The following is a 25411-nucleotide window of genomic DNA, read 5'->3' on the forward strand; positions in this document are numbered from 1 at the left end:
CGGGCGGAACTAACCGCCCGGGTTTTCCATCCGGCCGGCGACCACGCCCTCGGCGATCGTCGCCGTCTCGGCGTCGGTGAGCCGGTAGGTGCCCTCGGCAGTCGCGGTCATCACCACGGGGTAGATCCGCCGGGTCAGGTCGGGCCCGCCGGTCGCGGTGTCGTCATCGGCCGCGTCGTAGAGCGCCTCGACCGCCAGCCGCGTCGCGTCCTCGACGGACAGCCCCACCCGGTACCGCTTCTTCAACGCGGACTTCGCGAACAACGACCCGGACCCGATCGCGTCGTAGCCGGTCTCCTCGTACGGGCCACCGGTCACATCGAAGCTGAAGATCCGACCGGCCCGCGCCGGGTCGGCGGCGGCCAGGTCGAACCCGGCGAAGAGCGGCACCACTGCCAACCCCTGCATGGCCGCCCCCAGGTTGCCCCGGATCATCGAGGCCAACCGGTTGGCCTTACCGTCCAGCGAGAGCATCGCGCCCTCGATCTTCTCGTAGTGCTCCAACTCCACCTGGAACAGTCGCATCAGCTCGATGCCGATACCGGCGGTGCCCGCGATGCCGACCAGCGAGTACGCGTCGGCCGGATGCACCTTCTCGATGTCGCGCTGGGCGATCAGGTTGCCCATGGTGGCCCGCCGGTCACCCGCCATCACCACACCCTCGGCGGCCGCGATGGCCACGATGGTGGTCGCGTGCGGCGCCAGGTCGGCTGCCATGCCCGGCGGCAGCGGTCGCCGACCGGGCAACATCTCGGGGGCCACCCGACTCAGAAACGTCGTGAAAGAGGACGTCCCCGCGTTGGTGAAGACATCTGGTAGACGCCCGGATGGATCAAAGCCCGCTGCCACGTGGTTCCTCTCAGGTACGTGATCGCCCTGGCCAGCCTCATGGGACTGTCACGGAACTGGCCAAGACCACCGTTGCAGTTGAAGCAGAGTATCCCGCGCACCCACCCGGTGCGATGATCGTGGTCCAGATGTTGCGGGTCGGCACCGCCACAGACCGCGCAGACGCCGCCCTGCTCGGCCAGGAGCTCCTGAAACTCCTTCTCACCCACGCCGTACCGCTGCCGCAGGTGGTACTCGCGATTGCCTCCATAGAGGCGTTCTTTGGTCTCCCTGGTCTTCGTGTTGTGGCAGGGCTTGCAGTAAGTGGCATAACCGGAGGCATCCGCCCGGTTACGGGGAAAGGCATCGAACGGCTTGACCGCGTTGCAGGCCGGACAGAACCTGTGCCCCTCCGGCACGACACGACCTTCGCGCACCTCGCGGTCAAACTTGGCTCTCACCCGACGCGCGTAACTCGCCTTGGATCGCTCGTTGAAGCAGAGCTTGCAGTAACTACCCCGACCGCCTGGCCGCTTGGAGCTCGCGCAGAACTGATCGAGGGCCTTCCATTCGCTGCAATCTCGGCAACGGCGGAGTCCGTCTCGATCATCGTTCGTTCTAGGCATGTCCGAATTGACCTTATATGCTCACTGACCTCCTTTTTGTACGTAGCCCCTCACAAATTCCTCTGCGTTTTCCTCGAGGACGGAGTCGATCTCGTCGAGGAGGTCGTCGACGTCCTCGGTGATCTCGGCGTGCCGCTCGGCCACCTCGGGGTTGGCCTCGGTGGTGACGTCCTCGATTTCCTCGCCCTGACGGGACTTGCCGGACTGCGACTGGCCGCCGCTGTCATGAGTGGCCACTGCTGCCTCCTCCACGATCGTCTGCGATGAACTTACCTCGCGCGGGCGACGAAAAGCCCGCCGCGCGCCGGCTTGCGGCACACGACGGGCTGACGAATCCGGAATCAGCCCCCGGTCAGTGTCTCCAACAGGTCCTTGGCGCTGGCGCAACGGTCGAACAGCGCCCCGACGTGCGCGCGGGTGCCCCGCTCCGGCTCCATCATCGGGACCCGGACCAGCGACTCCCGGCCCACGTCGAAGATCACCGAGTCCCAGCTCGCGGCGACCACCTCGGAGGCGTACTGGGCGAGGCAGCGACCGCGGAAGTAGGCCCGGGTGTCCTCCGGGGGCTCGGTCATCGCGGTGCGGGTCTCGTCGTCGGTGAGCAGCGTCTTCATCGCCCCCCGGCTGACCAGGCGGTGGTAGAGGCCCTTCTCCGGCCGGACGTCGGAGTACTGAAGATCGACGAGCTGGAGCTTGTGCGAGCCCCAACCGAGCTTCTCCCGCTCCCGGTAACCCTCCAGCAGCCGCAGCTTGGCCACCCAGTCCAGCTCGTCGGCGCAGAGCATCGGATCCCGTCCCAGCCGGTCCAGGACGCTCTCCCAGCGGTCGAGCACGTCGATGGTCTGCTCGTCGGCGTCGGTGCCGTACCTGTCGTCGACAAAGGACCGGACCCGCTCCAGGTAGGCCCATTGCAGGTCCAGTGCGGTGAGCCGGCGGCCGTCGCGCAGTCGCATGCGGTGCGTCAGGGAGGGGTCGTGGCTGACGGCGCGCAGCTCGCTGACCGGGTCGGCGATGCCGAGGTCGGCGCCGAGCACCTTCTCCTCGATCATGGTGAGGATCAGCGCGGTGGTGCCGACCTTGAGGTAGGTGGAGATCTCGGAAAGGTTGGCGTCGCCGATGATGACGTGCAGCCGGCGGTACTTGTCGGCGTCGGCGTGCGGCTCGTCGCGAGTGTTGATGATCGGGCGCTTGAGGGTGGTCTCCAGCCCCACCTCGACCTCGAAGAAGTCGGCGCGTTGGGAGATCTGGAAACCGCTCTGGCCGCCGTCCTGGCCGATGCCGACCCGGCCGGCGCCGCAGACGATCTGCCGGGTGACGAAGAACGGCGTCAGGTACGCCACGATGTCGGCGAACGGCGTCTGCCGGCGCATCAGATAGTTTTCGTGGGCGCCGTAGCTGGCGCCCTTGTTGTCGGTGTTGTTCTTGTAAAGGTGGATCGGCTGGGTGCCCGGGATGGTGGCGGCCCGGCGGGACGCCTCGGCCATCACCCGCTCGCCGGCCTTGTCCCAGCGCACGATGTCCCGGGGGGTGGTGACCTCCGGGGTGGAGTATTCGGGGTGGGCGTGGTCGACGTAGAGGCGTGCGCCGTTGGTGAGTATCACGTTGGCCAGGCCGAGGTCTTCGTCCGCGAGGGCCTCGGCGGGGTCGTACGCGGCACCGGAGTAGGTAAAGCCGCGGGCGTCGCGCAGCGGCGACTCTTCCTCGTAGTCCCACCGTGCCCGGCCGCCCCGGTTGAGCTCCGGACGTGCCCCGTAGGCGTTCACCACCTGCGATGAGGTGACCATCGGGTTGGCTCCGGCCTGCCCGGGCACGGAGATGCCGTACTCGACCTCGGTGCCCATGATTCGCCGTACGCTCATGCCGCGCCCCGCTTCAGCTCGCTGACGTACCGGTCGACGCCCACCGCCGGCCGGCGCGTTACCGCTCGATCGGCCCTGCATCCCAGCCTAGTCCGAATTCGACAGCAACGCCCGCACCGGGCGTGGTCGGCCGGTCGGCCGATCAGCGCAGATCCGTCGCCGGTGTCTGCTCGGCGATCGCGGGCGTCGGCTCGTCAGGCTCGTTCAGTGGGCGCATCGAGACCCGCCAGGCGAGAACGCCGAGCAGGGTCAGGCCGAGCACGCTCGCCAACAGGGGCGTGATCGAGCCCAGTGGCGGGTGCCAGTCGCCGGCGAACGGGTTGAAGGTGCGGAAGGTCAGGTATCTGGGCAGCCCGTCCTGCCACCGCACCATCGTCAGGATCAGCGTGAAGAGTTGGATCGGCATGAGCAGGATGACGCTGAGGCGGACCAGGGTGCGGCTGCGGGCGGCGTCGAGCCCTCGCTCCTCCCAGACGTACGCGGCGAACAGCATCACCCCGCCGAGCATCGGCAGCATGTAGCGGCCCTGGGTGACGAACCCGGTCTGCTTGACCAGGGCCACCTGCATCAGGGACGGCACGACGGTGCCGGCGACGACCAGGACGAACAGGCGCCAACGGTCGACCAACCGGCCGAAGACGAACGCCCCGATCAGCAGCGTCACGGCGACGAACTGCCAGGTCAGGTAGATCGGCGCGGGCATCCGGGTGTCCAGCCATGACGTCACTCCGACCATCTGGTCGAGGTAGCTGCGCCACCGGTCGGCCTCGGCGAGGGCGGCCTGGCCGTAGGTGTACACGTGGCCGCCGTAGTTGCCGAGGTCGGAGGACTTCATCACGACGCCCCAGCCGACCGCGGTGAGGGCCGCGACGGCGATGCCGCCAACCCACCACCAGACGGCCTTCTCGCGCACCAGCCGGCCGACGTTGCTCTGCCGCCACGGGAAGGCGAAGGCGACGAACGCCGCGGCCAGCCAGAGCGGCCCGGTCTGCCGCAGCATCGCGAGGAGCAGGCCGCTGATGCCGGCCAGGACGAGCAGCCCGTGGTGCGGCTTCGGCCGGCGGTCCAGGAACAGCGGGATGGTCGCCGCGAAGAACGCCACCCCGGCGGCGATCTCCACGCCGTTGGGGTTGACGGCGCTGGCCATCTGGGCGGCCATCGGGGTGACGGCGACCAGGAGGCCGGCGACCATCAGACGACGCCGGGACCAGTTCACGGCCACGACGAACGCGCTGGCCAGCAGCGCGGCGGCGATGCCGGCGCTGATGAACCGGGCGAGCAGCACCCCGGACCAGCCCGGCCAGAGGTCGAGCGGCCAGCCCACCAGGGCGTAGTAGACGGGGTGGTAGCGACCGGCGCCGGTGCCGGCGCGTACGGGGGTGTCGTCGCTGCCCGGTGGGACCGCGCAGGCGGCGGAGACCGCCGGCTTGAACTGCCAGCACTGTTCCCTGACCAGGCCGGCGGGCACGTCCTGGAAGGCTCCGGAGCCCTTCTTGGCGGCTGCCGGCGGCGGGGCGATCTCCCCCGCCGCCACACCGGCGGCGCGGATGATGTGTTCCCGCTCGTCCGGTGTGCCGTCGTAGGGGGCGGCGACCGACCAGGCCCCGATGGTCAGCAGGAAGCCGACGAACGCCAGGATCCAGACCCGGCGGGCGACGGCGACCGCGCGGTCGCCGTCGCCGGCCGCAGGTTGTTCGGTCATCGCGGTTCTCTGCGCTGCCTTTCAGGGGGCGTGGATCGGATCAGGGCCCGGTACCGGTCAGTCCGGCGTCGACTGGATGTCCAGGGTGAGCGCGGAGATCAGCATGTGGATGCCGGTCAGCAGCGGCCCGACGCAGAGCAGGACGCTGCCGGTGGTGGCGACCGGTGGGCCGAGCGTCTCGGCCAGCACCCAGATCCCCCAGCCGCCGCCGAACAGGATGAGGAACAGGCCGGTGAAGAAGAGCAGCGCGACGGCGGAGAAGGAGGCGAGCACGTGCTTGAGCAGCATCCGCCGCCAGAAGCCGCGGAACAGGAGGCTGGCGATGCGGGGGGCCACCCGGTGGATGCGCATCGTCGACACCTCCTCGCCGTAGCTGGCGGGGATCGGCACGTCCTTGGCTCGGGCGTTGGCGATGTTGAGCCAGATCAGGAGGTCGTTCTCGAATTCGTAGCCGCGGGCCACGGCGGCGACGTTCAGCCGCAGCAGGGCCGAGCGGGACACCGCGGTGTAGCCGTTCTGCGGGTCGAAGAGGTTCCAGTAGCCGCTGGCGACCTTGGTCGCGAACGACAGGGCGACGCTCCCCAGCATCCGTACGGCCGGCATGTCGGCGAACGACGTGCGGGAGAAGAAGCGGTTCGCCTTGGTGAACTCGTAGCCGTCGTCGCAGATCGGGTCGAGCAGCGCCGGCAGGTAGGCCGGGTCCATCTGGGCGTCACCGGCCATCACGACGTTGATGTCGGCGCCCAGGGCGAGGGCCCGCTCGTGCCCGTCCATGATCGAACCACCGACACCGGTGTTCTTCACGTGGTCGATGACGACGACCCGCGGGTCGCCCACCGCGCGGGCACGCTCGGAGGTGTCGTCGGTGGAGCAGTCGTTGATCACCACGATGAAGTCCACGAAGTCGGGCATCGTGGTGATCGTCTTGCCGATCAGCCGGCTCTCGTTGTAGGCCGGGACGACGGCGGCGACCTTCTGACCCTTGTACATGCTCAGCCGACCAGGGCGGTGTCGCGGATCTGGAGGCACACCTCGAGCGCGGCCAGACCGTCTTCGCCGCTGACAACGGGTCGGCGACGGTTGACGACGCAGTCGGCGAAGTGCCGCAGCTCGTGCATGAGCGGCTCACCGTGCTGGGAGAGGAAGGGGATCTCGACCCGCCCGCTCTGCCGGTAGCGCACGCCGCCTTCGGAGAGGAACTCGGAGTGCTCGATCCGGTGCACCTCGACCTGCTGGCGCAGCAGGTCGGCGATGACGCAGTCATTGCGCTGGGTGAGGGTGACGCGGCGGATCTTGTTCTGGCTGACTCGGCTCGCCGTGATGTTGGCGATCATGCCGTTCTCGAACATGAGCAGGGCGAAGGCCAGGTCCTGCTCGGCGGAGCGGACGATCCGGGTCGCCGCGCGGTGCGCGACGATCTCCGAGCCGGCCACCGTCCGTGCCAGGTCGACGTCGTGGATCATGAGGTCCAGCAGGACGTCGGCGAGGGCGCGGTTGGAGAACGGGCCGACCCGGGTGATCTCCAACGACAGCGGGTCGTCCACCAGTTGGAGGAGCTCGGTGACCGCCGGGTTGAAGCGCTCGACGTGGCCGACCATCAGCACCCGATTGTGCTTTTCCGCGAGGTCGATGAGGTGCTGCGCGTCGGCGACGGAGGTCGCGATGGGCTTCTCGACGAGCAGGTCGCGGCCGCTGCGCAGGATGCGCGCGCCCAGCTCGCCGTGCGTCTCGCTCGGGGTCGCCAGGATGGCCGCGTCCACGCCGACCAGCGCCTCGTCGAGGTCGGTCGTGTACTCCGCGCCGATGGCCTTGGCCAGGGTGGCGGCCCGCTGGGGGTCGGGGTCGCAGACGGTGGTGACGGTGACGTCCGGCGTGGCGCGGGCCACGCGACCGTGGTTCGCGCCCATGATGCCCGCGCCGATGATCGCCAAATTAGGCATTGAACGCACCTCGTACGGCCTCGATCACCTGGTCGACGTCGTCGTCGGCCAGGTGCTGGTGAACAGGAAGGGAGAGCGCCTCTTCGGCTGCGCGAAGGGCACGAGGGGTCTCGTCGGTGCCGATCTGGGGGTGACCCACGTAGCAGTCGTAGTGGTGCATGAGGCGGGGGTAGTACAGACCGTAGCCGATCTCCCGCTCGTCGAGCCGCTTGCCGAGGTCGTCGCGGCTCAGTGGCGCGTCGGCGCCGATACGCACCGTGTACTGGTGCCAGACGTGGCTACGCCCGGCCGGCACCGACGGGGTGGTCAGCCCGGGCAGGTCGGCGAGGCCGGCGGTCAGCCTCGCGGCGTTCGAGGCCCGCCGGGCCGTGGTCTCGGCCAGCCGGCCGACCTGCGGCACGGCGATGGCCGCCTGCAGGTCGGTCAGTCGCCAGTTGTGGCCCGGCGCCTCGTACTGGTAGCGCACCCGCATGCCCTGGTTGCGCAGCAGCCGGAGCCGGTCGGCGATGGCGTCGTCGGAGGTGGTGATCAGGCCGCCTTCGCCGCACTGCAGGTTCTTCGTGGCGTACATGGAGAAGCAGCCGACGCCGAACGAGCCGACCGCCCGGTCACCGACGCGGGCGCCGTGCGCCTGGGCGGCGTCCTCGACGATCGCGAGCCCGGCGGCGTCGGCGATCGCGGTGAGGGCCGTCATGTCGGCGGGCAGGCCGTAGAGGTGCACCGGGAGGATCGCCTTGGTCCGTGCGTTGACCAGCGCCTGGACCGAGTCCGGGTCGATGGTGAAATCGTCACGGATGTCGGCGAAGCGGACCGTCGCTCCGGACTCGAGAATCGCGTTCAGGGTCGCCGCGAAGCTGAAGGGAGTGGTGATCACCTCGTCGCCGGGCTGCAGACCGAGCGCTTCGAGCGCGGCCACCAGGGCCACTGTGCCGTTGCTGACGGCCACGGCGTGGGGGACGCCGCACAGTTCAGCGAAGGACCGCTCCAATTCGGCGACCATCGGCCCCTGAGCCAGCCTGCCGGACCGCAGGACCGAGAGGACCGCGGCCTCTTCCTCGGGGCCGATGACCACCGAAGTGATGGGAATAGACATGGGGGTTATCTCCTGAGAGGTTCAGCGGCCTTCGAGTACGTCGGCGGGCACCTGCTCGTCGCCGCGGGCGACCACCTCGCCGTTGCGGTTGACCCAGCCGAGATGCCGGGCCGGGTTGCCGGCCACGAGTTGGTACGGCTGCACATCCCGCGTGACGACGGCACCCGCGGCCACGAGGGCGAACTCCCCGATCTCGGTGCCGCAGACGATCGTGGCGTTGGCGCCGATCGAGGCGCCCGTGCGGACCACTGTCGGCGTGACCTTCCAGTCCGGGTTCTGGGCGCGCGGGTTGAGGTCGTTGGTGAAGACCGCGCTCGGGCCGACGAACACCTCGTCCTCGAGCGTGACACCGTGGTAGACCGAGACGTTGTTCTGCACCTTGACGCGGTCGCCGATGGTGACCCCGGCGTCGACGAACACGTTGCGGCCGAGCGTGCAGTCGGCGCCGATGCGGGCGGTCGACCGGACGTGCGTCAGATGCCAGATCCGAGTCCCGGCTCCGACCTCGGCCCCGGCTTCCACCTCGGCTGTCGGGTGGACGGAGACGCTCGGCATGTCGGTCACTGAACACCTTCGGGGGGTCTCGGGGCGATCGCGGGACGGGGAGACGATAGCGTGCTCCACCGTGACGACACATGGCGGGTCCGCAGCCAAGGTTCAGCGATGAAGGCGGCGGCCTCGGCGACGCTCGCCGGCCTGACACGCCGCAGCGAGGTGCGGTTTCTGATCGTCGGTGGTCTCAGCGCGATCACCGACACCAGCGCGCTCTACCTGTTCCACGGTGTGCTGGGGGTGTGGCTGCCGTTCGCCACGGTGCTCGCCTTCGCCGTGGCGTTCGTGGTCAACTTCGGGCTCAACCGCGCATGGTCGTTCGGCTCGACCGGCGACGTCGGCGGTCAGGCCTGGCGGTATCTACTGCTGGTGATCGTCAACCTGGCTCTCACTGTCGCCCTCGTGCAGGGGTTGACCTGGGCCGGCCTTCCGTACCTGGTCGCGAAGGTGCTCACCACCGGGGGCCTGGCGGTGCTGAATCTCTTCGTCTCCCGCAGGTGGATCTTCACCGACGGTCGGGGCTGACCCCCCAGCACAGCCCGCCGGACGCCGACGGAACGACAACCGGGGCGGCGCGTCGAAACGCGTCGCCCCGGTTGAACGCTGGTACTACAGGTACTGGCCGGTGTTGCTGGCGGTCTCGATGGACCGGCCGGCCTCGGCGCCCTTGCCGCCGGAGACGAGCGTGCGGATGTAAACGATCCGCTCGCCCTTCTTGCCGGAGATGCGCGCCCAGTCGTCGGGGTTTGTCGTGTTGGGGAGGTCTTCGTTCTCGCGGAACTCGTCGACGCAGGCGTCGAGCAGGTGCTGCAGGCGCAGCCCCTTGCGACCCGAGGTGAGGAACTCCTTGATGGCCATCTTCTTGCTCCGGTCGACGATGTTCTGGATCATCGCGCCGGAGTTGAAGTCCTTGAAGTAGAGGACTTCCTTGTCACCGTTGGCGTAGGTGACCTCGAGGAACCGGTTCTCCTCGGTTTCGGAGTACATCCGCAGCACCACGGCGTCGATCATCGCCGCGACGGTGGCCTGGGCGTCGCTGCCGTGCTCGGCCAGGTCGTCCGGGTGCAGGGGCAGCCCGGAGAGGATGTACTTGGAGAAGATGTCCTTGGCCGCTTCGGCGTCCGGTCGCTCGATCTTGATTTTCACGTCGAGGCGACCGGGGCGCAGGATCGCCGGGTCGATCATGTCTTCCCGGTTGGAGGCGCCGATGACGATGACGTTCTCCAGCCCCTCCACGCCGTCGATCTCGCTGAGCAGCTGCGGGACGATGGTGTTCTCCACGTCGGAGGAGACACCGGAGCCGCGGGTCCGGAAGATCGAGTCCATCTCGTCGAAGAACACGATCACCGGCGTGCCCTCGCCGGCCTTCTCCCGGGCGCGCTGGAAGATCAGCCGGATGTGCCGCTCGGTCTCACCGACGTACTTGTTGAGCAGCTCGGGGCCCTTGATGTTGAGGAAGAAGCTGGTGTGCTTCTCCTTGCCCTGGCGCTCGGCGATCTTCTTGGCCAGCGAGTTGGCCACCGCCTTGGCGATGAGCGTCTTGCCACAGCCAGGCGGGCCGTAGAGCAGGATGCCCTTGGGTGGGCGGAGCTGGTGCTCACGGAACAGGTCCGCGTGCAGGAACGGCAGCTCCACCGCGTCGCGGATCTGCTCGATCTGCGACTGGAGGCCACCGATGTCGCCGTAGTCGACGTCGGGCACCTCCTCCAGGACCAGCTCCTCGACCTCGCTCTTCGGGATCCGCTCGTACGCGTACGCCGAGCGGGGCTCGATCATGAGCGAGTCGCCGGCCCGGATCGCCGAGCCGATGAGCGTCTCGGCGAGGTGCACGATGCGCTCCTCGTCGGAGTGGGAGACCACCAGCGCCCGGTCGCCCGGCCCGCCGTCCGGCCCCTCCAGGATCTCCTTGAGCATCACCACTTCGCCGACCCGCTCGTAGCCGAACGCGTCCACGATGTTGAGCGCGTCGTTGAGCAGGACCTCCTGGCCGCGCCGCAGGTCACCCACGTCGAGCGAGGGCGAGACCGCGACCCGTAGTTTGCGGCCGCCGGTGAAGACGTCCACCGTGCCGTCCTCGTGCTTGGCCAGGAAGACGCCGTACCCACTCGGCGGTTGCGCGAGCCGGTCGATCTCCTCCTTGAGCGTCACGATCTGCGTGCGAGCCTCCTTGAGGGTGCTCACCAGCCGGTCGTTGTTCTCGGTCAGCCGCGACAACTGTGCCTGGGTGGCCGCCAGCCGCTCTTCGAGCTGCCGGACGTGTCGGGGGCTTTCGGTCAACTTGCGCCGCACCAGGGCGAGTTCCTCTTGCAGGAACGCGACCTGCGTGGAGAGATCGTGGGCTTCCTTCTCCCACCGTGCGGCGCGCGAGTCCGCGTCGTCGCTACGTGCTGCCACGTCCCACCTCCCCGGGGGGCTTGAACGTTCTGCCCTAACACTAGCCGCTATGAGGCCGATTCGGTCCCACGCAACACCCTCGTCACCGAACCTTGATCGCCAAGGGTGGCCTGACGGGCCGTTACCGGCGTTCGGGTACCGTCGGAGCGTGGCACGGGAGAACATGGGGGGTGCACAGGTGGCCGAGGTCGCGACCGACGAGTTGCAGGTCTGGGTCGACCAGGATCTCTGCACGGGCGACGGGCTCTGCGTTCAGTACGCGCCGGAGGTGTTCGAGTTCGACATCGACGGCCTGGCCTACGTCAAGGGCGTCGACGGTGAGCTGCGAATGGCGCCGGGCAGCCGGGTCGACGTCCCCGCGCACCTGCGACTCGAGGTGATCGACTCCGCGAAGGAGTGCCCGGGCGACTGCATCCACGTGGTGCGCGGCGACGGCGTCGAGGTCGCCGGCCCGGACGCCGAGGAAGACTGACCCACCGGCCGGGCCGCGCGGCCCGGCCGGCCCCAGAACGGGGTACGCCTCAGAGCATCGGACGGCCGACCACCGAGGCGACCAACCGCGCGAACTCCTCCAACCGGGCGATCTGCCCGGCCCCGCCGTCGTCGAGGGTCTTGCCGAAGCGCAGCGCGTCGTGCCGGGGCGTGCCGACCATCTCCTCGCTCGGCGGCGCCTCGTCCAACGAGGTGAGCAACAGGTAGACGTCGATGCTGTCGACCCGGATCTCGCCGCTCTCCGAACGGTTGAGCCGCCGCCGGCAGCCCACCTCGGTGACTGTGGAGATCGGCACCACCCGCAGCGACGATGTCATCGAGCCCGGCGGGCCCTCCTCCGGCGGCACGTCCTCGCCGTGCCAGAGGATGAGCCGGCTGCCGTCGCACACGACGACCTCCTGCCACACCCCGTTGACCTCGTTGACGAAGCGTTCCAGGGTGAAGCCGAGCACCGACGCGCCGCGCAGCACGCCGCCGAGCGCCTCCAGGGCGACGTCCGGGTCGCGCAGGTAGGCCCGCGCCGCCGACTCCAGGTCCTGGTAGGGCGACCAGTCGGGAAAGACCGCGGGGAGGTCTCCACCGCCGTAGCCCGGTCGGCTCATGCCAGCGTCTCCCCCTGCTCGGCGGTGCCGACACCCAGCTCGATGGTCACGGCCTGTCCATCTCCCCCGTACCGTTGGGCTGCGCGCCTGCCGCCTGGGCGGCAGCGGCCTGTCGGGCCGCCTCCGCCTCGCGCAGGTCCTGGCGGCGCTGCACGTACGCCTCGGTGCCCTTGCTCGGTTTGCGGCGGCGCGGCGGCGCGGTGACCCCCGGGGCCAACTTGCGCGCGGACACCAGGAAGGCGGTGTGCGCGATCATCCGGTGGTCCGGGCGGACGGCGAGGCCCTCGGCGTGCCAGTCGCGCACCAGCGACTCCCAGGCCCGCGGCTCGGTCCAGCCGCCGCGCTCGCGCAACGCCTCCACCAGCTCGGAGAGCTGCGGTGTGGTCGCGACGTAGCCGATGAACACCCCACCGGGCACCAGCGCCCGCTCGACCATGTCGAGGGTCTCCCAGGGGGTCAGCATGTCCAGGATGATCCGGTCGAAGCCGGTCTCCTGGCATTGCGCCACGTCACCGACGTGCAGGTTCCACGAGGGGTGCGGCCCGTTGAAGAACGCCTCGACGTTGCGCTTGGCGATCTGGGCGAAGTCGTCGCGCAGCTCGAACGAGTGCAGCTCGCCCTCGGTGCCGACGGCACGCAGCAGGGAGCAGCTCAGCGCGCCGGAGCCGGCGCCGGCCTCGAGGACCTTGGCGCCGGGGAAGATGTCGCCCATCGCCACGATCTGCGCCGAGTCCTTCGGGTAGATCACCTGGGCGCCGCGCGGCATGGACAGCACATAGTCCGACAGGAGCGGCCGCAGGGCCAGGAACGCGGTGCCGCCACCGGAGGTGGTCACCACGCTGCCGTCGGGGAGCCCGATCAGCGCGTCGTGCGCCAGGATGCCGCGGTGGGTGTGGAACTCCTTGCCGGGCTCCAGCGTCACGGTGTGCATCCGCCCCTTGGGGTCGGTCAGCTGGACCCGGTCGCCGGGCCGGAACGGCCCCCGGTGCACGGGTGTCAGCGCCGGGGTGGTGGGGTCGGCGGCGACGGTGGAGGGAGTTGCGGTCACGGTGTCATCTTCCGGTTGGGTTCGAGGAGCTGTGCCAGGTCCGCGATGTGCAGAATGCCGACGACATCTTCGCCTGACGTCACCACGTACTGCGCGCCCGGGTGGGTCTGTACGGCCTCCATCACCCGCTCGCCGTCCCACCCGACCGGCAACGTGGGAAGTGTGCCCAGCGACCGGGCGACGGCGTCCACCGCCAGCCACGGTCGGCGCTCGACCGGCACCGCGTCGGCGGCGACCGGGTCGACCAGCGCCACCGGTCGACCGGTGGAGTCGGTGACCAGCAGCGCCGCGTCGGGCTGCCCGCTCTCGGCGCGTCTGCGCTGGGCCTCGGCCAGGGGCGTACCGGTGGCCACGGGCCAGACCGCACGGGCCAGCCGGGCGAGGTCGATCAGTGGGAATCGGCGGCTGACCCGGGCGGCCCGGATCGACTGCCCGGCGCCGCGCCAGAGGGTGACGGCGACCAGCAGCATCAGCGGCAGCGCCAGCGGCGCCAGACGCCGCTCGACGGTGAGGAGCACGACCAGGGCCGCGGTGCCGACGGCGACGATCCGGCCGGCCCACCCGGCGACCTCGGTGCCGAGGTGCCGGTCCTGGGTCAGCCCCCACACCGCGGCGCGCAACGCCCGACCACCGTCGAGCGGCAGCCCGGGCAGGCTGTTGAACAGCGCCACGATGACGTTGCTGACCGCGAGCTGGAAGGCGAGCTGGTGGGCCACGGTCCCCTCGGGCAGGGCGAGCGTGGCGGCGACCGCCAGGACGCCGAGCACCGCGGAGACCGCCGGGCCGGCCAGCGAGACCAGCAGGTCGACGCGGGGCGACGGGGCGTCCCGGTCCATCTCGGTGTAGCCGCCGAGCAGCTCCAGGGTGATCCCGCGCACACCGATGCCGTACCGGCGGGCGGTGAGGGCGTGGCCCAGCTCGTGCAGCAGCACCGAACCGAGCAGCGAGACGACGAACCCGAAGCCGATCAGGTAGCCGCTGAGCTGCGGCAGGTCCAGTTGTCGGCGGGCGAACTCGCCGTACAGCACCGCGATGAGCACCGCGAGCAGGACCATGGAGCCGTTGAGGTGCAGCGGCACCCCGAACACCCGGCCGACGTTCAGGCCGAGGCGTCGGTCTGGTCGGCGCGGCGGCCGGGTTGTCTGCTCCATCGCCACGATGCTACGGACCATCCCTGTGCGGGGCGGGCGGCGGTCGGTGTCACACCGGTGCCCTAACCTTTGCCGACATGACGGCGGAATCGGTCACCACCTCCCAACCCTCCCCCGCGGCGCAGGCGCCGCCGACGGTGCGGGCCTCGCTGTCCCCGTCGCGGGCGGCGGATTTCAAGACCTGCCCGCTGCTCTACCGGTTCCGCAGCATCGACCGGCTGCCCGAGCGCACCACCATCGAGCAGGCCCGGGGCACGTTGGTGCACGCGGTGCTGGAGCGCCTGTTCGACCTGCCCGCCACCGGCCGCACCCCGGAGGCGGCCGGTGACCTGGTGGCACCCCAGTGGGACCGGCTGGTCGCCGAGCAGCCGGAGCTGGCCGCGATCTTCGACGGCGCGGAGCCGGCCGGCCCGGTGGAGTTCCTCCGCTCCGCCGCCGGGCTGTTGCAGGGTTACTTCGCGGTGGAGGACCCGACCCGGCTGGAGCCGGCCGAGCGCGAGAGCCTGATCTCCGCGGTCGTCGACGAGGAGTTGCTGATCCGGGGCTACCTCGACCGGCTCGACGTCGCTCCGGACGGCGCGCTGCGGGTGGTCGACTACAAGACCGGCGGCGCTCCGCGGGAGGCGTTCGAGGCGCGGGCGCTGTTCCAGCTGAAGTTCTACGCCCTGGTGCTGTGGCGCACCCGGGGGGTGGTGCCCCGGGTGCTGCGGCTGCTCTACCTGCGCGACGCCGAGGTGTTGGATTACACCCCGGACGCCGACGAGCTGGTCCGCTTCGAGCGCACCGTGGTGGCGCTGTGGCGGGCGATCGAGCAGGCCACCGCCCGGCAGGATTTCCGGCCCCGGCCGAGCCGGCTCTGCGACTGGTGCAGCCACCAGGCGCTGTGTCCCAGCTTCGGCGGCACCCCGCCGCCGTTCCCGGTCGCTGCGGCGAGCGCCGACCCGCTGCGTGACTCCCGGTCCACCCCGGTGGTGCCGGGCGCCGACGAGTGACGGTCCGCTGACCGACGCGCACGCCCGGCGCGGCGATTCGGGCCGCCGGGGTCGCCCGCCGCGGGCCGACGCCGGAGACCCGACCGCAACGGTGCCGCCGCGGTCGGGACAGGGCGACCGGCCGGCCTCTACGGTGATCCGCGACGCACCTGCTCCGGTACGCGAGGATGACCGGTGCGCGCCACGACGTCGGCGGGACGGAGGACGAGATGAGCGATCAGGCGCCCTCGGCGCGGCCGGTACGGATCCTGCTCGCCGACGACCAGCCGCTGCTGCGGACCGGGTTCCGGATGGTGCTGGGCGCCGAGAGCGACCTGGACGTGGTGGCGGAGGCCGGTGACGGCGTGGAGGCGGTGGAGTTGTCCCGCCGGCTGCTGCCCGACGTCGTTCTGATGGACATCCGGATGCCCCGGATGGACGGGGTGGCGGCGACCCGGGCGATCGTCGACGCCCGACTGCCGGTACGGGTGTTGGTGCTCACCACCTTCGACCTGGACGAGTACGTGGTGGGCGCGTTGCGGGCCGGTGCCAGCGGGTTCCTGGCCAAGGACGTGCCGGCCGAGGACCTGATCGCGGCGATCCGCACGGTCGCCGGTGGGGACGCGGTGGTGACACCTCGGATCCTGCGGCGACTGCTGGACCGCTTCGCCGAGCTGCTGCCTGACCCGGCGGCGACGCCGTCGGCGGCGCTCAGCGCGCTCACCGACCGGGAGCGCGAGGTGCTCGTGCAGGTGGCCCGAGGGCTGTCCAACGCCGAGATCGCGAGGGTCCTGTCGGTGAGCGAGACCACCATCAAGACCCACGTCGGGCACGTGCTGACCAAGCTCCGGCTGCGCGACCGGGTGCAGGCGGTGGTGCTGGCGTACGAGTCGGGACTGGTCCGCCCCCGGGCGTAGCCGAACCGGCCCGGGTACCTCACCCGGCGTACTCGAAGATCCCTCCGTGGGGGGACGGCCGCCGTTGCCATCGTCACCTACCGTGACCGGAGATGGCTCAGTTCGGTTGACCCTCCTGTGGCGTCAGGTGCAAGTGTCGGTGCTGCCGCCCGCCGTGGGGAAAAACGGTCGACCGGCCGTCGACTCAGGGGCAACCCTGATTCGACATGGGGGTGCACCCGCAGCGGGAAATCCGCGCCGGGTCCCCCCTGGGTCGGACGGGGCGGGCCTTTGCAGCACCGATGATTGAACAGTCGCGCCGGACCATCGGGGGGCGGCGTGCATTTTCGGACAGACGGAAGAGGTAGATGACGTGACCGCGACGGTAGGCCAGCATGCGCAGGCCGCGGCCCGGGCGAACGACGTGTGGAAGGTGTACGGCAGCGGCGAGGCTCAGGTCATCGCGCTGCGGGGGGTCAGCGCCGAGTTCGAACGTGGCCGCTTCACTGCGATCATGGGTCCGTCGGGTTCCGGTAAGTCGACGCTGATGCACTGCCTGGCCGGCCTGGATTCGGTGACCCGGGGGACGGTGGCGATCGGTGAGACGACCGTCACCGGGCTGGGCGACGCGGGGCTGACGAAGCTGCGGCGCGACAAGGTGGGCTTCATCTTCCAGCAGTTCAACCTGCTGCCGACGCTGACCGCCAAGGAGAACATCCTGTTGCCGCTGTCGATCGCCGGGCGCAAGCCGGACCCGGCCTGGTACGACACGGTGATCGAGACGGTGGGTCTGAAGGACCGGCTGGACCACCGGCCGGCGCAGCTCTCCGGTGGGCAGCAGCAGCGGGTGGCGTGCGCGCGGGCGCTGGTCTCCCGCCCCGAGGTGATCTTCGCGGACGAGCCGACGGGCAACCTGGACTCGCGCTCCGGCGCGGAGGTGCTCAACTTCCTGCGCAACTCGGTGCGGGAGCACGGCCAGACCATCGTGATGGTCACCCACGACCCGACGGCCGCCGCGTACGCCGATCGGGTGGTCTTCCTCGCCGACGGCGAGATCGTCTCGGAGCTGATCGAGCCGACCGCCGAGACGGTGCTGGACACCATGAAGAAGCTGGACACTGCGGCCGAGGTGGGCAACTGATGTTCCGCGCGACGCTGAAGAGTCTGCTGGCCCGTAAGGTCCGGCTGATCCTGTCCGGCCTGGCGGTGGTGCTCGGGGTGATGTTCGTCTCCGGCGCGTTCGTGCTCACCGACACGTTGGGTCGTTCCTTCGACTCGGTCTTCGCCGACGGTTTCTCCGAGATCGACGTGAACGTCGCGGCGAAGCCGAAGGTGCAGGTCAACGAGATGGAGGGCGAGCAGACCGTCGCCCCGTTGCCGGCCGCGCTGGTGGACCGGGTGAAGCAGGTGCCGGGGGCGGCCTCGGCGACCGGCATCGTGAACGCCGACGGCGCCCGGGTGATCGGCAGCAACGGCAAGGTGGTCACCTCGTTCGGCCCGCCGCAGTTGGGCGAGAACTGGACCGGCGAGAGCGAGCTGCTGCGACTGCGCGAGGGGCGCGCGCCGCAGGCCGAGGACGAGATCGTCATCAACAAGGCGTTGGCCACGGCCGCGAAGGTGCAGGTTGGCCAGAAGGTCGGCGTGCTCACCGCGTTCGAGTCGAAGAAGCGGGATTTCACACTGGTTGGCGTCTTCGGTTACAGCGGTGACCGGGACTCGATCGGCGGGGTCAACGAGGTCTTCTTCACCACGCCTGTGGCGCAGCGACTGATGCTGGGCGAGCCGGATGTGTACAGCAGCATCACCGTGCAGGCCGCGGGCGGGGTCTCCGACGAGACGCTGCGCGACGACGTGGCCCGCACCCTGGGCGCGGACTTCGAGGTGAAGACCGGTAAGCAGGTGGCCGCGGACGCCTCGGCCAGCCTGAAGGAGGGCCTGGCCTTCTTCAACAAGATCCTGCTCGGCTTCGCCGCGGTGGCGCTGCTGGTGGGCACCTTCCTGATCCTGAACACCTTCTCGATCATCGTGGCGCAGCGGACCCGGGAGTTGGCGCTGATGCGCGCCATCGGGGCCAGCGGCCGGCAGATCATCGGTTCGGTGGTCCTGGAGGCCATCGCGGTGGGGTTGATCGCGTCGGTGCTCGGCCTGGCGGCCGGCATCGGGGTGGGCGCGCTGCTGGCGTTCCTGTTCGGCAAGCTCGCCGGTGGGCTCACCCTGGCCGGGATCGGCGTGCCGGCGGCGGCGGTGATCGGTTCGTTCGGCGTCGGTCTGGTGATCACCGTGGTGGCGGCGTTGCTGCCGGCGCTGCGGGCGTCCCGCATCCCGCCGATCGCGGCCATGCAGGACGTGGCCACCCCGGACCGACCGCTGACCAAGATCACCGTGGCCGGCTCGTTGGTCACCGGTATCGGCGCGGTGCTGCTGTTCCTCGGGCTCAGCGGCAACGCGGGCGGTCAGACGCTGTCCACCATCCTCGGTGGGGTGCTGTTCGCCTTCATCGGGGTGGCGCTGCTGACCCCGCTGATCAGCCGACCGGTGGTGAGCCTGCTCGGGGCGATCTTCTCCTGGTCGGTGCCGGGCAAGCTGGGCCGGCTCAACTCCGGGCGCAACCCGCGCCGGACGGCCATCACGGCCGCCGCGCTGATGGTCGGCATCGCACTGGTCACCGGCGTCACGGTCATCCTCGACTCGGCCAAGGGCAGCATCAGCGCCCTCGCCCAGGACACCATCAAGGCCGAACTGGTGATCGCCGGCCAGCAGGGTGGCCCGCGTCCGCCGACCTTCGACCCGGGTGTACTGGACCGGGTCAAGACCCTGCCCGGTGTGCGGATGGTCGACGGCGAGTACGGCGACATGGGAAGGATCGACGGCGAGAGCACCTGGGTGGCGGCGAGCAGCGACGTGGCGTCGCTGCGGCAGATCTTCGGCGCGAAGGCCACCGCCGGTGACATCGACCGACTCGGGCCGACCCAGATGCTGGCGAGTTCCGACACTGCCACGTCCCGTGGCTGGTCCGTGGGCTCGACGGTGAAGGTGCAGCTGACCCGGGGCGAGGAGCGCACGTACACGATCAGCGGCATCTACGAGTCGTCGCAGCTGACCAACCCGGTGACGTTGCCGGCGACGGCGGCGAAGGACTTCGCGATCCCGCAGCCCATCCAGGGCTTCATCCAGCTGGCCCCGGGCGCCCGCGTGGCCGACATTCAGCCGCAGGTGGAGACGCTCCTCGCGGACAGCCCCGAGGTGTCGGTGGCCGACCGGGACGCGTTCATCAAGCAGCAGACGAGTTCGCTCGACGGCCTGCTCACGATGATCCAGATCCTGCTCGCGTTGGCCATCGTGATCGCCGTTCTCGGCATCATCAACACCCTGGCGCTGTCGGTGCTGGAGCGGACCCGCGAGTTGGGTCTGCTGCGGGCGATCGGCCTACGCCGGTCGCAGACCATGGGCATGATCACCGTGGAGGCGGTGGTGATCTCGGTGTTCGGCGCGCTGCTCGGCGTCGCTGTCGGCACCGGCCTCGGCGCCGCGGTGGTCGAGGCACTCAAGGACGAGGGCATCACCGACCTGATCCTGCCCTGGGGGCAGATGGGAGTCTTCCTCGGTCTCGCCGCCATCATCGGCGTGGTGGCCGCGGTGCTCCCGGCCATCCGGGCGGCCCGGATCAACGTCCTGGGCGCCATCGCCCACGACTGAGCCACGAGCTGATCGGCACTGCCGAGGCCCCCGGTCGCCATCCGCGCGACCGGGGGCCTCGGCCTGTCCCATTCGGCCACGACTGCCCGCACGCGACTGCCAGGCTGGTGCTGCCGGCAGGGCGCCGGCCCGCCCGCCACCCGGGCGGCCGGAGAGCCGGGGCCGGTGACATGACCGATCAGGACCCGTACCAACGGGCACTCGACAACGCCGAGCGACTGCTCGGGCAGCCGCTGGTCCTACCGCTCGGCGAGGGCGAGCCGTCGGTGGGGCACGACTTCCGTCGTCTCGCCACCGTGCAGACCTTCGGCGCGGCGTGGCCCCGGGAGGGCCTGGACCTGCGCAGCCGGTGCCTGGTCTCGGTGGCGATCGCCGCCGCCCTCGGCACCCACGAGCCGCTGCGCGGGCAGTTGCGCATCGCCCTGACCTCGGGCGTGACCAGGGAGGAGATCGTCGAGCTTTTCATCCACCTGGCCGCGTACGCGGGAGCCGCGCGGGCGTTCGACAGCTACCAGGTGGTCGCCGCGGTCTTCGCCGAGCGCCCCTGACCCGCGCCGGGCGCGTCAGCCGGTGGCCGCGGCCCGATCGGTCAGCAGCGCCGCGAGCAGGTCGAGGTCCGCGCCGGTCAGGCTCTCCATCTGGTGTACGCCCACAGTGCTCGGCAATGCCACCTCCGCCGGTACGGCCAGCACCGCCGCGCCCGAGGCGAGCGCGCTGGCCACCCCGGTCGGTGAGTCCTCGATCGCCACGCAACGCTCGATCGGCACGCCCAGCAGCCGGGCCGCGGTCAGGTAGGGCTCGGGGTGCGGCTTGGCCGCCACCACCTCGTCGCCGGCGACGACTGTGTCGAAGTTGTCCCGACCGAGCGTGTCCAGGGCGATCTCGACAAGCGCCCGAGGGCTGGAGGTGACCAGCGCCGTGGGGATTCCCGCCGCGCGAACCGCGCGCAACAGGTCGAAGGCTCCCGGCCGCCAGGGCAGACCGCTACGGAACAGCTCCAGGATCCGGGTGTTGATCCACGCCGCGCTGATCTCCGGATCCCGTTCGGGCTGCCCCAGGTCGTCGTGCAGGATGCGCATCGACTCGGCCATGGCGGTGCCGATGATCGACTGGCGGGCGTCGACGGAGAGTTCCCCGCCGTACTCCTTCGCGAGTTCCTGCAACGCGACGTCCCACAGCTTCTCGCTGTCGACCAGCGTGCCGTCCATGTCGAAGAGCACAGCGGCGGGGTGATGGCTGCTCAGCGGAACCTCCAGGGTCGTGACCGACACCGGCGATCCTGCCAGCACCGCCGGTGGCGGGTGGCGGCAACGGGCGCCAGGGTGATCCGGGCAACCCCGCTCAGCCCAGGTCGCACTCCTTCAGGGAACCCTCGTACCCCCGGAAGAACATGTCGGTGCGCTGCTCGGCGGTGCCGTGCGCCCCTTCCGCGAACCACGGCTGGTCCGGGTCGTCACCGACCGCCGCCACCCCCTCCCGGAACTCGTCCAGGTCGCCCTCGGCGAGGGTCAGGGCACCCGAGCGCACCGAGTCGCCGAGGTACGCCCCGGCCATGCAGTCGGCCTGCAACTCCTGCTGGATGGTGAAGCTGTAGTTGATGCCGAGCCGCACCTGGATGGCGTGCGCGTACTCGTGCCCGAGCAGGTAGAACACGAACGCGTCGCCGACCTGGCGGAACGCCGCCACCGACCAGGCGACGTCGTACGCGATGAAGTCGCCCTGCGAGCAGTAGACGGCGTTGTTACGGGGCAACGGCTGGCCGCCGCAGGACACCTCGCCCTCGCGCTGGTACGGGGTGATCCGTCGGATCGGTCGGAACCGCTCCCCGGATTCCTTGAACTGGGCCGCCCAGTACCGCTCGGCGACCGCCTGCGCGTCGGCGACGTCCTGCTCGAACTCGGCGACGCTTGTGGTGCTGTCGGCTCGGGTGGTGCTCGGCCCGGGCGAGGCGGCCGGCGGCTTCGCCCCGGGGCGCTCGGCCTCGGGCTCGGCCAGCCCACCGCCGGCGCAGGCGAGCGAGACCAGGGCGGCGATCAGCAGACCCGCCAACGGGCCCCGCGTGTCGCGTCCGAACCGTGCCGCCACTGTGCCTCCCCAGACGTCGGTGCTCGCGCTGCGCTGTACCCCGACGATACGACCGCCACGCCCATCACCGATTCACGCACGAGGTGGCCGAACGGTTCACGCCCGGTGGGTCCGAGCCGGCTGCGCCTCTCGTACGGCCAGTAGGGTCGCTCAACCGCCCGACTCCCGACCGCGCTGCCACGTGTCACCCTGGTCGCCGTGCCGCTCGGCCTCGTACCGCTGCTGCCGCGCCCGAGCGTCCCGCCCAGCCCCACGATCGAAACCAACCCCGCCCGACTCCCCCCGCCCCCGCAAGACCAGAACTCCCCCAGCCAACCCCGCCACCACCACAAAAAACCCGACCACCACCCACACCACAGTCATCCCGCCAACCTAGGCCCCACCCACCACCCCCGAACCTCGTTGATCATGAAGTTAGCGTCATCCCGCCCGGCGTGTCGTGACGCTAACTTCATGATCAACGGTTCGGGTGGGGGTGGGGTGTCCGGGTTGGGGGGTGGGGTTCGACGTTTCTTGTGGGCGCTGGGGTGGCGCCTTCAGGAGGAAGGGGAGAACCGTGAAGTACATGATTTTGCTCTACGGGTCGCAGCAGGACTATGACGTGCTGTCCGGGCGGGCTTCCGACCGGCCGGCGATGTCGGCCGAGCAGATCGCGGCGATGCACCGGCACATGGAGACCTTCCACCAGGCGCTGGCCGAGTCCGGGGAGCTGGTCGACGCCCGGGGTCTGAGCGAGCCGGTGCACGCCCGCCGGGTGCAGGTGCGCGAGGGAGCACCAGTTGTCACCGACGGCCCGTACCCGGAGACGCAGGAGGTCCTCGCCGGTTACACCATCGTGGAGTGCGCCAGCTTCGACCGGGCCACCGAGATCGCCGCCGGCCTGGTCGACCCGGACGCCCCCGGTGGGTACGTGGACGTCCGGCCGGTGCTCGACGGTGTCGAGGACCTGGCCGGCTGACGTGCCGGAAACACCCGCCGAGGACCTGCTGCGCGAGCTGGCGCCGCAGGTCCTCGGCGCGCTGGTCCGCCGCTACGGGCACTTCGACACGGCCGAGGACGCGGTGCAGGAGGCGCTGATCGCGGCAGCGGACGGGTGGCCGCGCGACGGCGTACCGGAGAATCCGCGCGCCTGGCTCATCACCGTGGCGTCCCGTCGACTGACCGACCTGCTGCGTCGCGAGCAGGCCCGGATGCGGCGGGAGGACACGGTCGCGCGGTGGGTGCTGCCGGAGCAGTGGCGCGCCCCCGCCGCCGATCGTCCGCCGGCGGACGCCGACGACACGCTCATCCTGCTGTTCCTGTGCTGCCACCCGGCGCTGTCGGCGGCGTCGCAGATCGCGCTCACCCTGCGGGCGGTGGGCGGGTTGAGCACCGCCGAGGTGGCGCGCGCGTTCCTGGTGCCGGAGGCGACGATGACCCGGCGGATCAGTAGGGGCAAACAGCGGATCCGCGACAGTGGGTTGCGGTTCGCGCCACCCACCGGCCCGGAGCGCGCCGACCGGCTCGCCGCCGCGCTGCACGTGCTCTACCTGATCTTCACGGAGGGGTACGCCCGCACGGCCGGGCCGGGGTTGCTGCGCGCCGACCTGACCGCCGAGGCGATCCGGCTGACCCGCCTGCTGCACCGGCTGTTGCCCGAGGACCCCGAGGTCACCGGGCTGCTGGCGTTGATGCTGCTCACCGACGCCCGTGCGCCGGCGCGGATCGGCCCGCACGGCGAGCTGGTGCCGATGGCCGAGCAGGACCGCTCCCGGTGGCGGGCCGACCAGATCGCCGAGGGGGTCGAGCTGATCACCGGGGCGCTGCCGCGCGGGGTGGTCGGCGCGTACCAGGTCCAGGCCGCCATCGCGGCCGTGCACGACGAGGCGCCCAGCGCGGCGGCCACCGACTGGGCGCAGATCACCGCCCTGTACGAGGTGCTCCTGACGATGTCCGACAACCCGGTGGTGGCGCTCAACCACGCGGTGGCGGTCGCGATGAGTCGGGGCGCGCCGGCCGGGTTGGCGCTGCTCGCCGACCTGGCCGACGACCCCCGCCTCGCCGACGACCCTCGACTGCCGGCCGCCCGCGCCCACCTGTGGGAGTTGGAGGGTGAGCGGGTCGCGGCGCGGGAGGCGTACCGCATGGCGGCGGCGCGCTCGACGAACCTGGCGCAGCAGCGCTACCTGAACGCCCGCGCGGAGCGTCTCGCGGGCGACCCACCGCCCGCCGGCTGAACCGGCGGGCCATGCGGGTCACGGGCACAGCCGGCGGGCCGTGCGGGTCACGGGCTGAGCCGGCGGGCCGTGCGGGTCACGGGCTGAGCCGGCGGGCCGTGCGGGTCACGGGCTGAGCCGGCGGGCCATGCGGGTCACGGGCTGGCGGCCAGGAAGACGAAGGCGGCCATCAGCACCAGGTGTACGCCGCCCTGCAACACGTTGGCCCGGCCGGGGACCACGGTGAGTACGGCGGTCACGGCGGTGAGCGCGAGCAGGGCGAGTTGGGTGCCGCCGAGGCCGAGCAGCAGCGGGCCGTCCAGCCAGATCGAGGCGATCGCGATGGCCGGGATGGTCAGGCCGATGCTGGCCATCGCCGAGCCGAGCGCGAGGTTCAGGCTGATCTGCACGCGGTCGCGGCGGGCGGCGCGGGCGGCGGCCAGGGTCTCCGGCAGCAGCACCAGCAGGGCGATGATGACGCCGACGAAGGCGTGCGGGAGGTTCGCCGCGGCGACGCCGGCCTCGATGGTCGGGGAGACCGTCTTGGCGTCGCCGACCACCGCTACCAGCGCCACCAGCAGCAGCCCCAGACTGACCAGCGCCGCGCGGGTGGTCGGCGGCTTGGCGTGCTCCTCCGCGTCGATCACCTGGCCCCGGCTGTCGACAGGCAGGAAGTAGTCGCGGTGCCGGCCGGTCTGCACGAGCACGAAGAGCCCGTAGAGCGCCAACGAGGCGACGGCGGCGAAGGCGAGCTGGGCCGGGCTGAACTCGGGGCCGGGTCGGGCCGTGGTGAAGGTCGGGATGACCAGACTCAGGGTGGCCAGGGTGATCACGGTGGCCAGGGCCCCGCCGGTGCCCTCCGGGTTGAACACCGCGACGCGACGGCGCAGCGCCCCGAGCAGCAGGGACAGGCCGAGTATCCCGTTGCAGGTGATCATGATGGCGGCGAAGACGGTGTCCCGGGCGAGCGACTGGGTCTTCTCCGGCCCGCTGATCATCAGCGTGACGATGAGGGCTACCTCGATCACGGTGACCGCGACGGCGAGCACCAGCGACCCGTACGGCTCCCCCACCCGGTGGGCGACCACCTCCGCGTGGTGCACGGCCGCGAGCACGGCACCCCCGAGGAGCACCGCGACCACCACGATGATCGGGCCGGGCAGGCTCCGTCCCCAGGTCACGATCAACACCAGGACAGCGAGCACGGGTACGGCGATGGTCCAGTCGGTCAGGCGGGAGCGAAGCAGGGCGGCCATGCCGTCCAGCGTGCCAGGTCAGGTG

General features: G+C 70.7%; 25 protein-coding genes. 9 read left to right on the plus strand and 16 right to left on the minus strand.

Features of this window, described 5'->3' with window-relative positions:
* Nucleotides 1–9: 9 nt before the first annotated feature.
* The 9 genes from prcB to IW248_RS10810 all read right to left on the minus strand — a co-directional run bounded on the left by prcB (nt 10) and on the right by IW248_RS10810 (nt 8603).
* Complete coding sequence (prcB, locus tag IW248_RS10770; protein ID WP_196926847.1) at nt 10–849, minus strand: proteasome subunit beta; 840 nt, start codon at nt 847–849, stop codon at nt 10–12.
* Nucleotides 768–1289, minus strand: coding sequence for an endonuclease VII domain-containing protein (locus IW248_RS10775; RefSeq protein WP_307787902.1), 522 nt, complete (start codon nt 1287–1289; stop codon nt 768–770). The genes prcB and IW248_RS10775 overlap by 82 nt, the downstream gene beginning before the upstream one ends.
* 186 nt (nt 1290–1475) lie before the next feature.
* Complete coding sequence (locus IW248_RS10780; RefSeq protein WP_030332902.1) at nt 1476–1691, minus strand: ubiquitin-like protein Pup; 216 nt, start codon at nt 1689–1691, stop codon at nt 1476–1478.
* Between the two features lie 104 nt (nt 1692–1795).
* Nucleotides 1796–3313, minus strand: coding sequence for a depupylase/deamidase Dop (gene dop, locus IW248_RS10785; protein ID WP_372432136.1), 1518 nt, complete (start codon nt 3311–3313; stop codon nt 1796–1798).
* 142 nt (nt 3314–3455) lie between these two features.
* A complete protein-coding gene (locus IW248_RS10790) occupies nt 3456–5015 on the minus strand; it encodes a DUF2142 domain-containing protein (protein WP_196926849.1) in 1560 nt (519 codons plus the stop codon).
* 57 nt (nt 5016–5072) lie between these two features.
* A complete protein-coding gene (locus IW248_RS10795; RefSeq protein WP_124816947.1) occupies nt 5073–6005 on the minus strand; it encodes a glycosyltransferase family 2 protein in 933 nt (310 codons plus the stop codon).
* A gap of 2 nt (nt 6006–6007) precedes the next feature.
* Complete coding sequence (locus tag IW248_RS10800) at nt 6008–6955, minus strand: Gfo/Idh/MocA family protein (RefSeq protein ID WP_196926850.1); 948 nt, start codon at nt 6953–6955, stop codon at nt 6008–6010.
* Nucleotides 6948–8048, minus strand: coding sequence for a DegT/DnrJ/EryC1/StrS family aminotransferase (locus IW248_RS10805; RefSeq protein WP_196926851.1), 1101 nt, complete (start codon nt 8046–8048; stop codon nt 6948–6950). The genes IW248_RS10800 and IW248_RS10805 overlap by 8 nt, the downstream gene beginning before the upstream one ends.
* A 21-nt stretch (nt 8049–8069) precedes the next feature.
* Nucleotides 8070–8603 (minus strand): acyltransferase, encoded by a 534-nt coding sequence (locus IW248_RS10810; protein WP_196930130.1) that lies wholly within the window; start codon nt 8601–8603, stop codon nt 8070–8072.
* A 108-nt stretch (nt 8604–8711) separates the two neighbouring features.
* On the opposite strand from IW248_RS10810, the gene IW248_RS10815 reads away from it, so the two are divergent.
* Nucleotides 8712–9125, plus strand: coding sequence for a GtrA family protein (locus IW248_RS10815; RefSeq protein ID WP_196926852.1), 414 nt, complete (start codon nt 8712–8714; stop codon nt 9123–9125).
* A gap of 84 nt (nt 9126–9209) precedes the next feature.
* On the opposite strand, the gene arc is transcribed toward IW248_RS10815, so the two are convergent.
* A complete protein-coding gene (gene arc / locus IW248_RS10820) occupies nt 9210–10994 on the minus strand; it encodes a proteasome ATPase (protein ID WP_124816954.1) in 1785 nt (594 codons plus the stop codon).
* A 178-nt stretch (nt 10995–11172) separates the two neighbouring features.
* Here arc and IW248_RS10825 point away from each other — a divergent pair, with 178 nt between their 5' ends.
* A complete protein-coding gene (locus IW248_RS10825; protein ID WP_091408893.1) occupies nt 11173–11466 on the plus strand; it encodes a ferredoxin in 294 nt (97 codons plus the stop codon).
* Nucleotides 11467–11515: 49 nt separating this feature from the next.
* Here the strand turns inward: IW248_RS10825 and IW248_RS10830 are convergent, their stop codons facing one another.
* The 3 genes from IW248_RS10830 to IW248_RS10840 are packed head-to-tail and all read right to left on the minus strand — an operon-like array spanning nt 11516 to nt 14224.
* Entirely contained in the window at nt 11516–12088 is a 573-nt protein-coding gene (locus IW248_RS10830) for a hypothetical protein (RefSeq protein WP_124816956.1), read from the minus strand.
* Between the two features lie 46 nt (nt 12089–12134).
* A complete protein-coding gene (locus tag IW248_RS10835; RefSeq protein WP_372432140.1) occupies nt 12135–13136 on the minus strand; it encodes a tRNA (adenine-N1)-methyltransferase in 1002 nt (333 codons plus the stop codon).
* Nucleotides 13133–14224 carry a site-2 protease family protein gene (locus IW248_RS10840; protein ID WP_372432760.1) on the minus strand — a complete coding sequence of 364 codons (1092 nt, stop codon included), beginning with the start codon at nt 14222–14224 and terminating at the stop codon, nt 13133–13135. Before IW248_RS10840 ends, IW248_RS10835 begins: the two co-directional genes overlap by 4 nt.
* Nucleotides 14225–14364: 140 nt before the next feature.
* On the opposite strand from IW248_RS10840, the gene IW248_RS10845 reads away from it, so the two are divergent.
* The 5 genes from IW248_RS10845 to IW248_RS10865 all read left to right on the plus strand — a co-directional run bounded on the left by IW248_RS10845 (nt 14365) and on the right by IW248_RS10865 (nt 20398).
* A complete protein-coding gene (locus tag IW248_RS10845) occupies nt 14365–15279 on the plus strand; it encodes a RecB family exonuclease (protein WP_196926853.1) in 915 nt (304 codons plus the stop codon).
* A 167-nt stretch (nt 15280–15446) separates the two neighbouring features.
* Nucleotides 15447–16175, plus strand: coding sequence for a response regulator (locus IW248_RS10850; RefSeq protein ID WP_372432142.1), 729 nt, complete (start codon nt 15447–15449; stop codon nt 16173–16175).
* 352 nt (nt 16176–16527) lie between these two features.
* Nucleotides 16528–17295, plus strand: coding sequence for an ABC transporter ATP-binding protein (locus IW248_RS10855; protein WP_196926855.1), 768 nt, complete (start codon nt 16528–16530; stop codon nt 17293–17295).
* Entirely contained in the window at nt 17295–19850 is a 2556-nt protein-coding gene (locus tag IW248_RS10860; RefSeq protein WP_196926856.1) for an ABC transporter permease, read from the plus strand. The genes IW248_RS10855 and IW248_RS10860 overlap by 1 nt, the downstream gene beginning before the upstream one ends.
* Nucleotides 19851–20020: 170 nt before the next feature.
* Nucleotides 20021–20398: a carboxymuconolactone decarboxylase family protein gene (locus IW248_RS10865; RefSeq protein WP_196926857.1), complete on the plus strand. Its 378-nt coding sequence runs from the start codon at nt 20021–20023 to the stop codon at nt 20396–20398.
* A 15-nt stretch (nt 20399–20413) separates the two neighbouring features.
* On the opposite strand, the gene IW248_RS10870 is transcribed toward IW248_RS10865, so the two are convergent.
* Nucleotides 20414–21070, minus strand: a complete 657-nt coding sequence (locus IW248_RS10870; protein ID WP_196930131.1) for an HAD family hydrolase — start codon at nt 21068–21070, stop codon at nt 20414–20416.
* A 121-nt stretch (nt 21071–21191) separates the two neighbouring features.
* Entirely contained in the window at nt 21192–21935 is a 744-nt protein-coding gene (locus IW248_RS10875; RefSeq protein ID WP_307787903.1) for a neutral zinc metallopeptidase, read from the minus strand.
* Between the two features lie 565 nt (nt 21936–22500).
* On the opposite strand from IW248_RS10875, the gene IW248_RS10880 reads away from it, so the two are divergent.
* Both IW248_RS10880 and IW248_RS10885 read left to right on the plus strand, forming a co-directional pair.
* Entirely contained in the window at nt 22501–22893 is a 393-nt protein-coding gene (locus tag IW248_RS10880; protein WP_231397050.1) for a YciI family protein, read from the plus strand.
* A 1-nt stretch (nt 22894) separates the two neighbouring features.
* Nucleotides 22895–24151, plus strand: coding sequence for an RNA polymerase sigma factor (locus IW248_RS10885; protein ID WP_196926858.1), 1257 nt, complete (start codon nt 22895–22897; stop codon nt 24149–24151).
* Between the two features lie 134 nt (nt 24152–24285).
* Here IW248_RS10885 and IW248_RS10890 read toward each other — a convergent pair whose 3' ends face one another.
* Nucleotides 24286–25386, minus strand: a complete 1101-nt coding sequence (locus IW248_RS10890) for a calcium:cation antiporter (protein ID WP_196926859.1) — start codon at nt 25384–25386, stop codon at nt 24286–24288.
* Nucleotides 25387–25411 lie beyond the last annotated feature (25 nt).

Origin of the sequence: Micromonospora ureilytica, from assembly GCF_015751765.1 — a bacterium.
Lineage (GTDB): Bacteria > Actinomycetota > Actinomycetes > Mycobacteriales > Micromonosporaceae > Micromonospora > Micromonospora ureilytica.

Bases quoted from the DNA above. Each gene is read 5' to 3' on its own strand.
- dop (WP_372432136.1), bottom strand. From the start codon at position 3,313: ATGAGCGTACGGCGAATCATGGGCACCGAGGTCGAGTACGGCATCTCC.
- IW248_RS10790 (WP_196926849.1), bottom strand. From the start codon at position 5,015: ATGACCGAACAACCTGCGGCCGGCGACGGCGACCGCGCGGTCGCCGTC.
- IW248_RS10795 (WP_124816947.1), bottom strand. From the start codon at position 6,005: ATGTACAAGGGTCAGAAGGTCGCCGCCGTCGTCCCGGCCTACAACGAG.
- IW248_RS10800 (WP_196926850.1), bottom strand. From the start codon at position 6,955: ATGCCTAATTTGGCGATCATCGGCGCGGGCATCATGGGCGCGAACCAC.
- IW248_RS10805 (WP_196926851.1), bottom strand. From the start codon at position 8,048: ATGTCTATTCCCATCACTTCGGTGGTCATCGGCCCCGAGGAAGAGGCC.
- IW248_RS10810 (WP_196930130.1), bottom strand. From the start codon at position 8,603: ATGCCGAGCGTCTCCGTCCACCCGACAGCCGAGGTGGAAGCCGGGGCC.
- IW248_RS10815 (WP_196926852.1), top strand. From the start codon at position 8,712: ATGAAGGCGGCGGCCTCGGCGACGCTCGCCGGCCTGACACGCCGCAGC.
- IW248_RS10830 (WP_124816956.1), bottom strand. From the start codon at position 12,088: ATGAGCCGACCGGGCTACGGCGGTGGAGACCTCCCCGCGGTCTTTCCC.
- IW248_RS10845 (WP_196926853.1), top strand. From the start codon at position 14,365: ATGACGGCGGAATCGGTCACCACCTCCCAACCCTCCCCCGCGGCGCAG.
- IW248_RS10850 (WP_372432142.1), top strand. From the start codon at position 15,447: ATGACCGGTGCGCGCCACGACGTCGGCGGGACGGAGGACGAGATGAGC.
- IW248_RS10860 (WP_196926856.1), top strand. From the start codon at position 17,295: ATGTTCCGCGCGACGCTGAAGAGTCTGCTGGCCCGTAAGGTCCGGCTG.
- IW248_RS10865 (WP_196926857.1), top strand. From the start codon at position 20,021: ATGACCGATCAGGACCCGTACCAACGGGCACTCGACAACGCCGAGCGA.
- IW248_RS10880 (WP_231397050.1), top strand. From the start codon at position 22,501: ATGATTTTGCTCTACGGGTCGCAGCAGGACTATGACGTGCTGTCCGGG.
- IW248_RS10890 (WP_196926859.1), bottom strand. From the start codon at position 25,386: ATGGCCGCCCTGCTTCGCTCCCGCCTGACCGACTGGACCATCGCCGTA.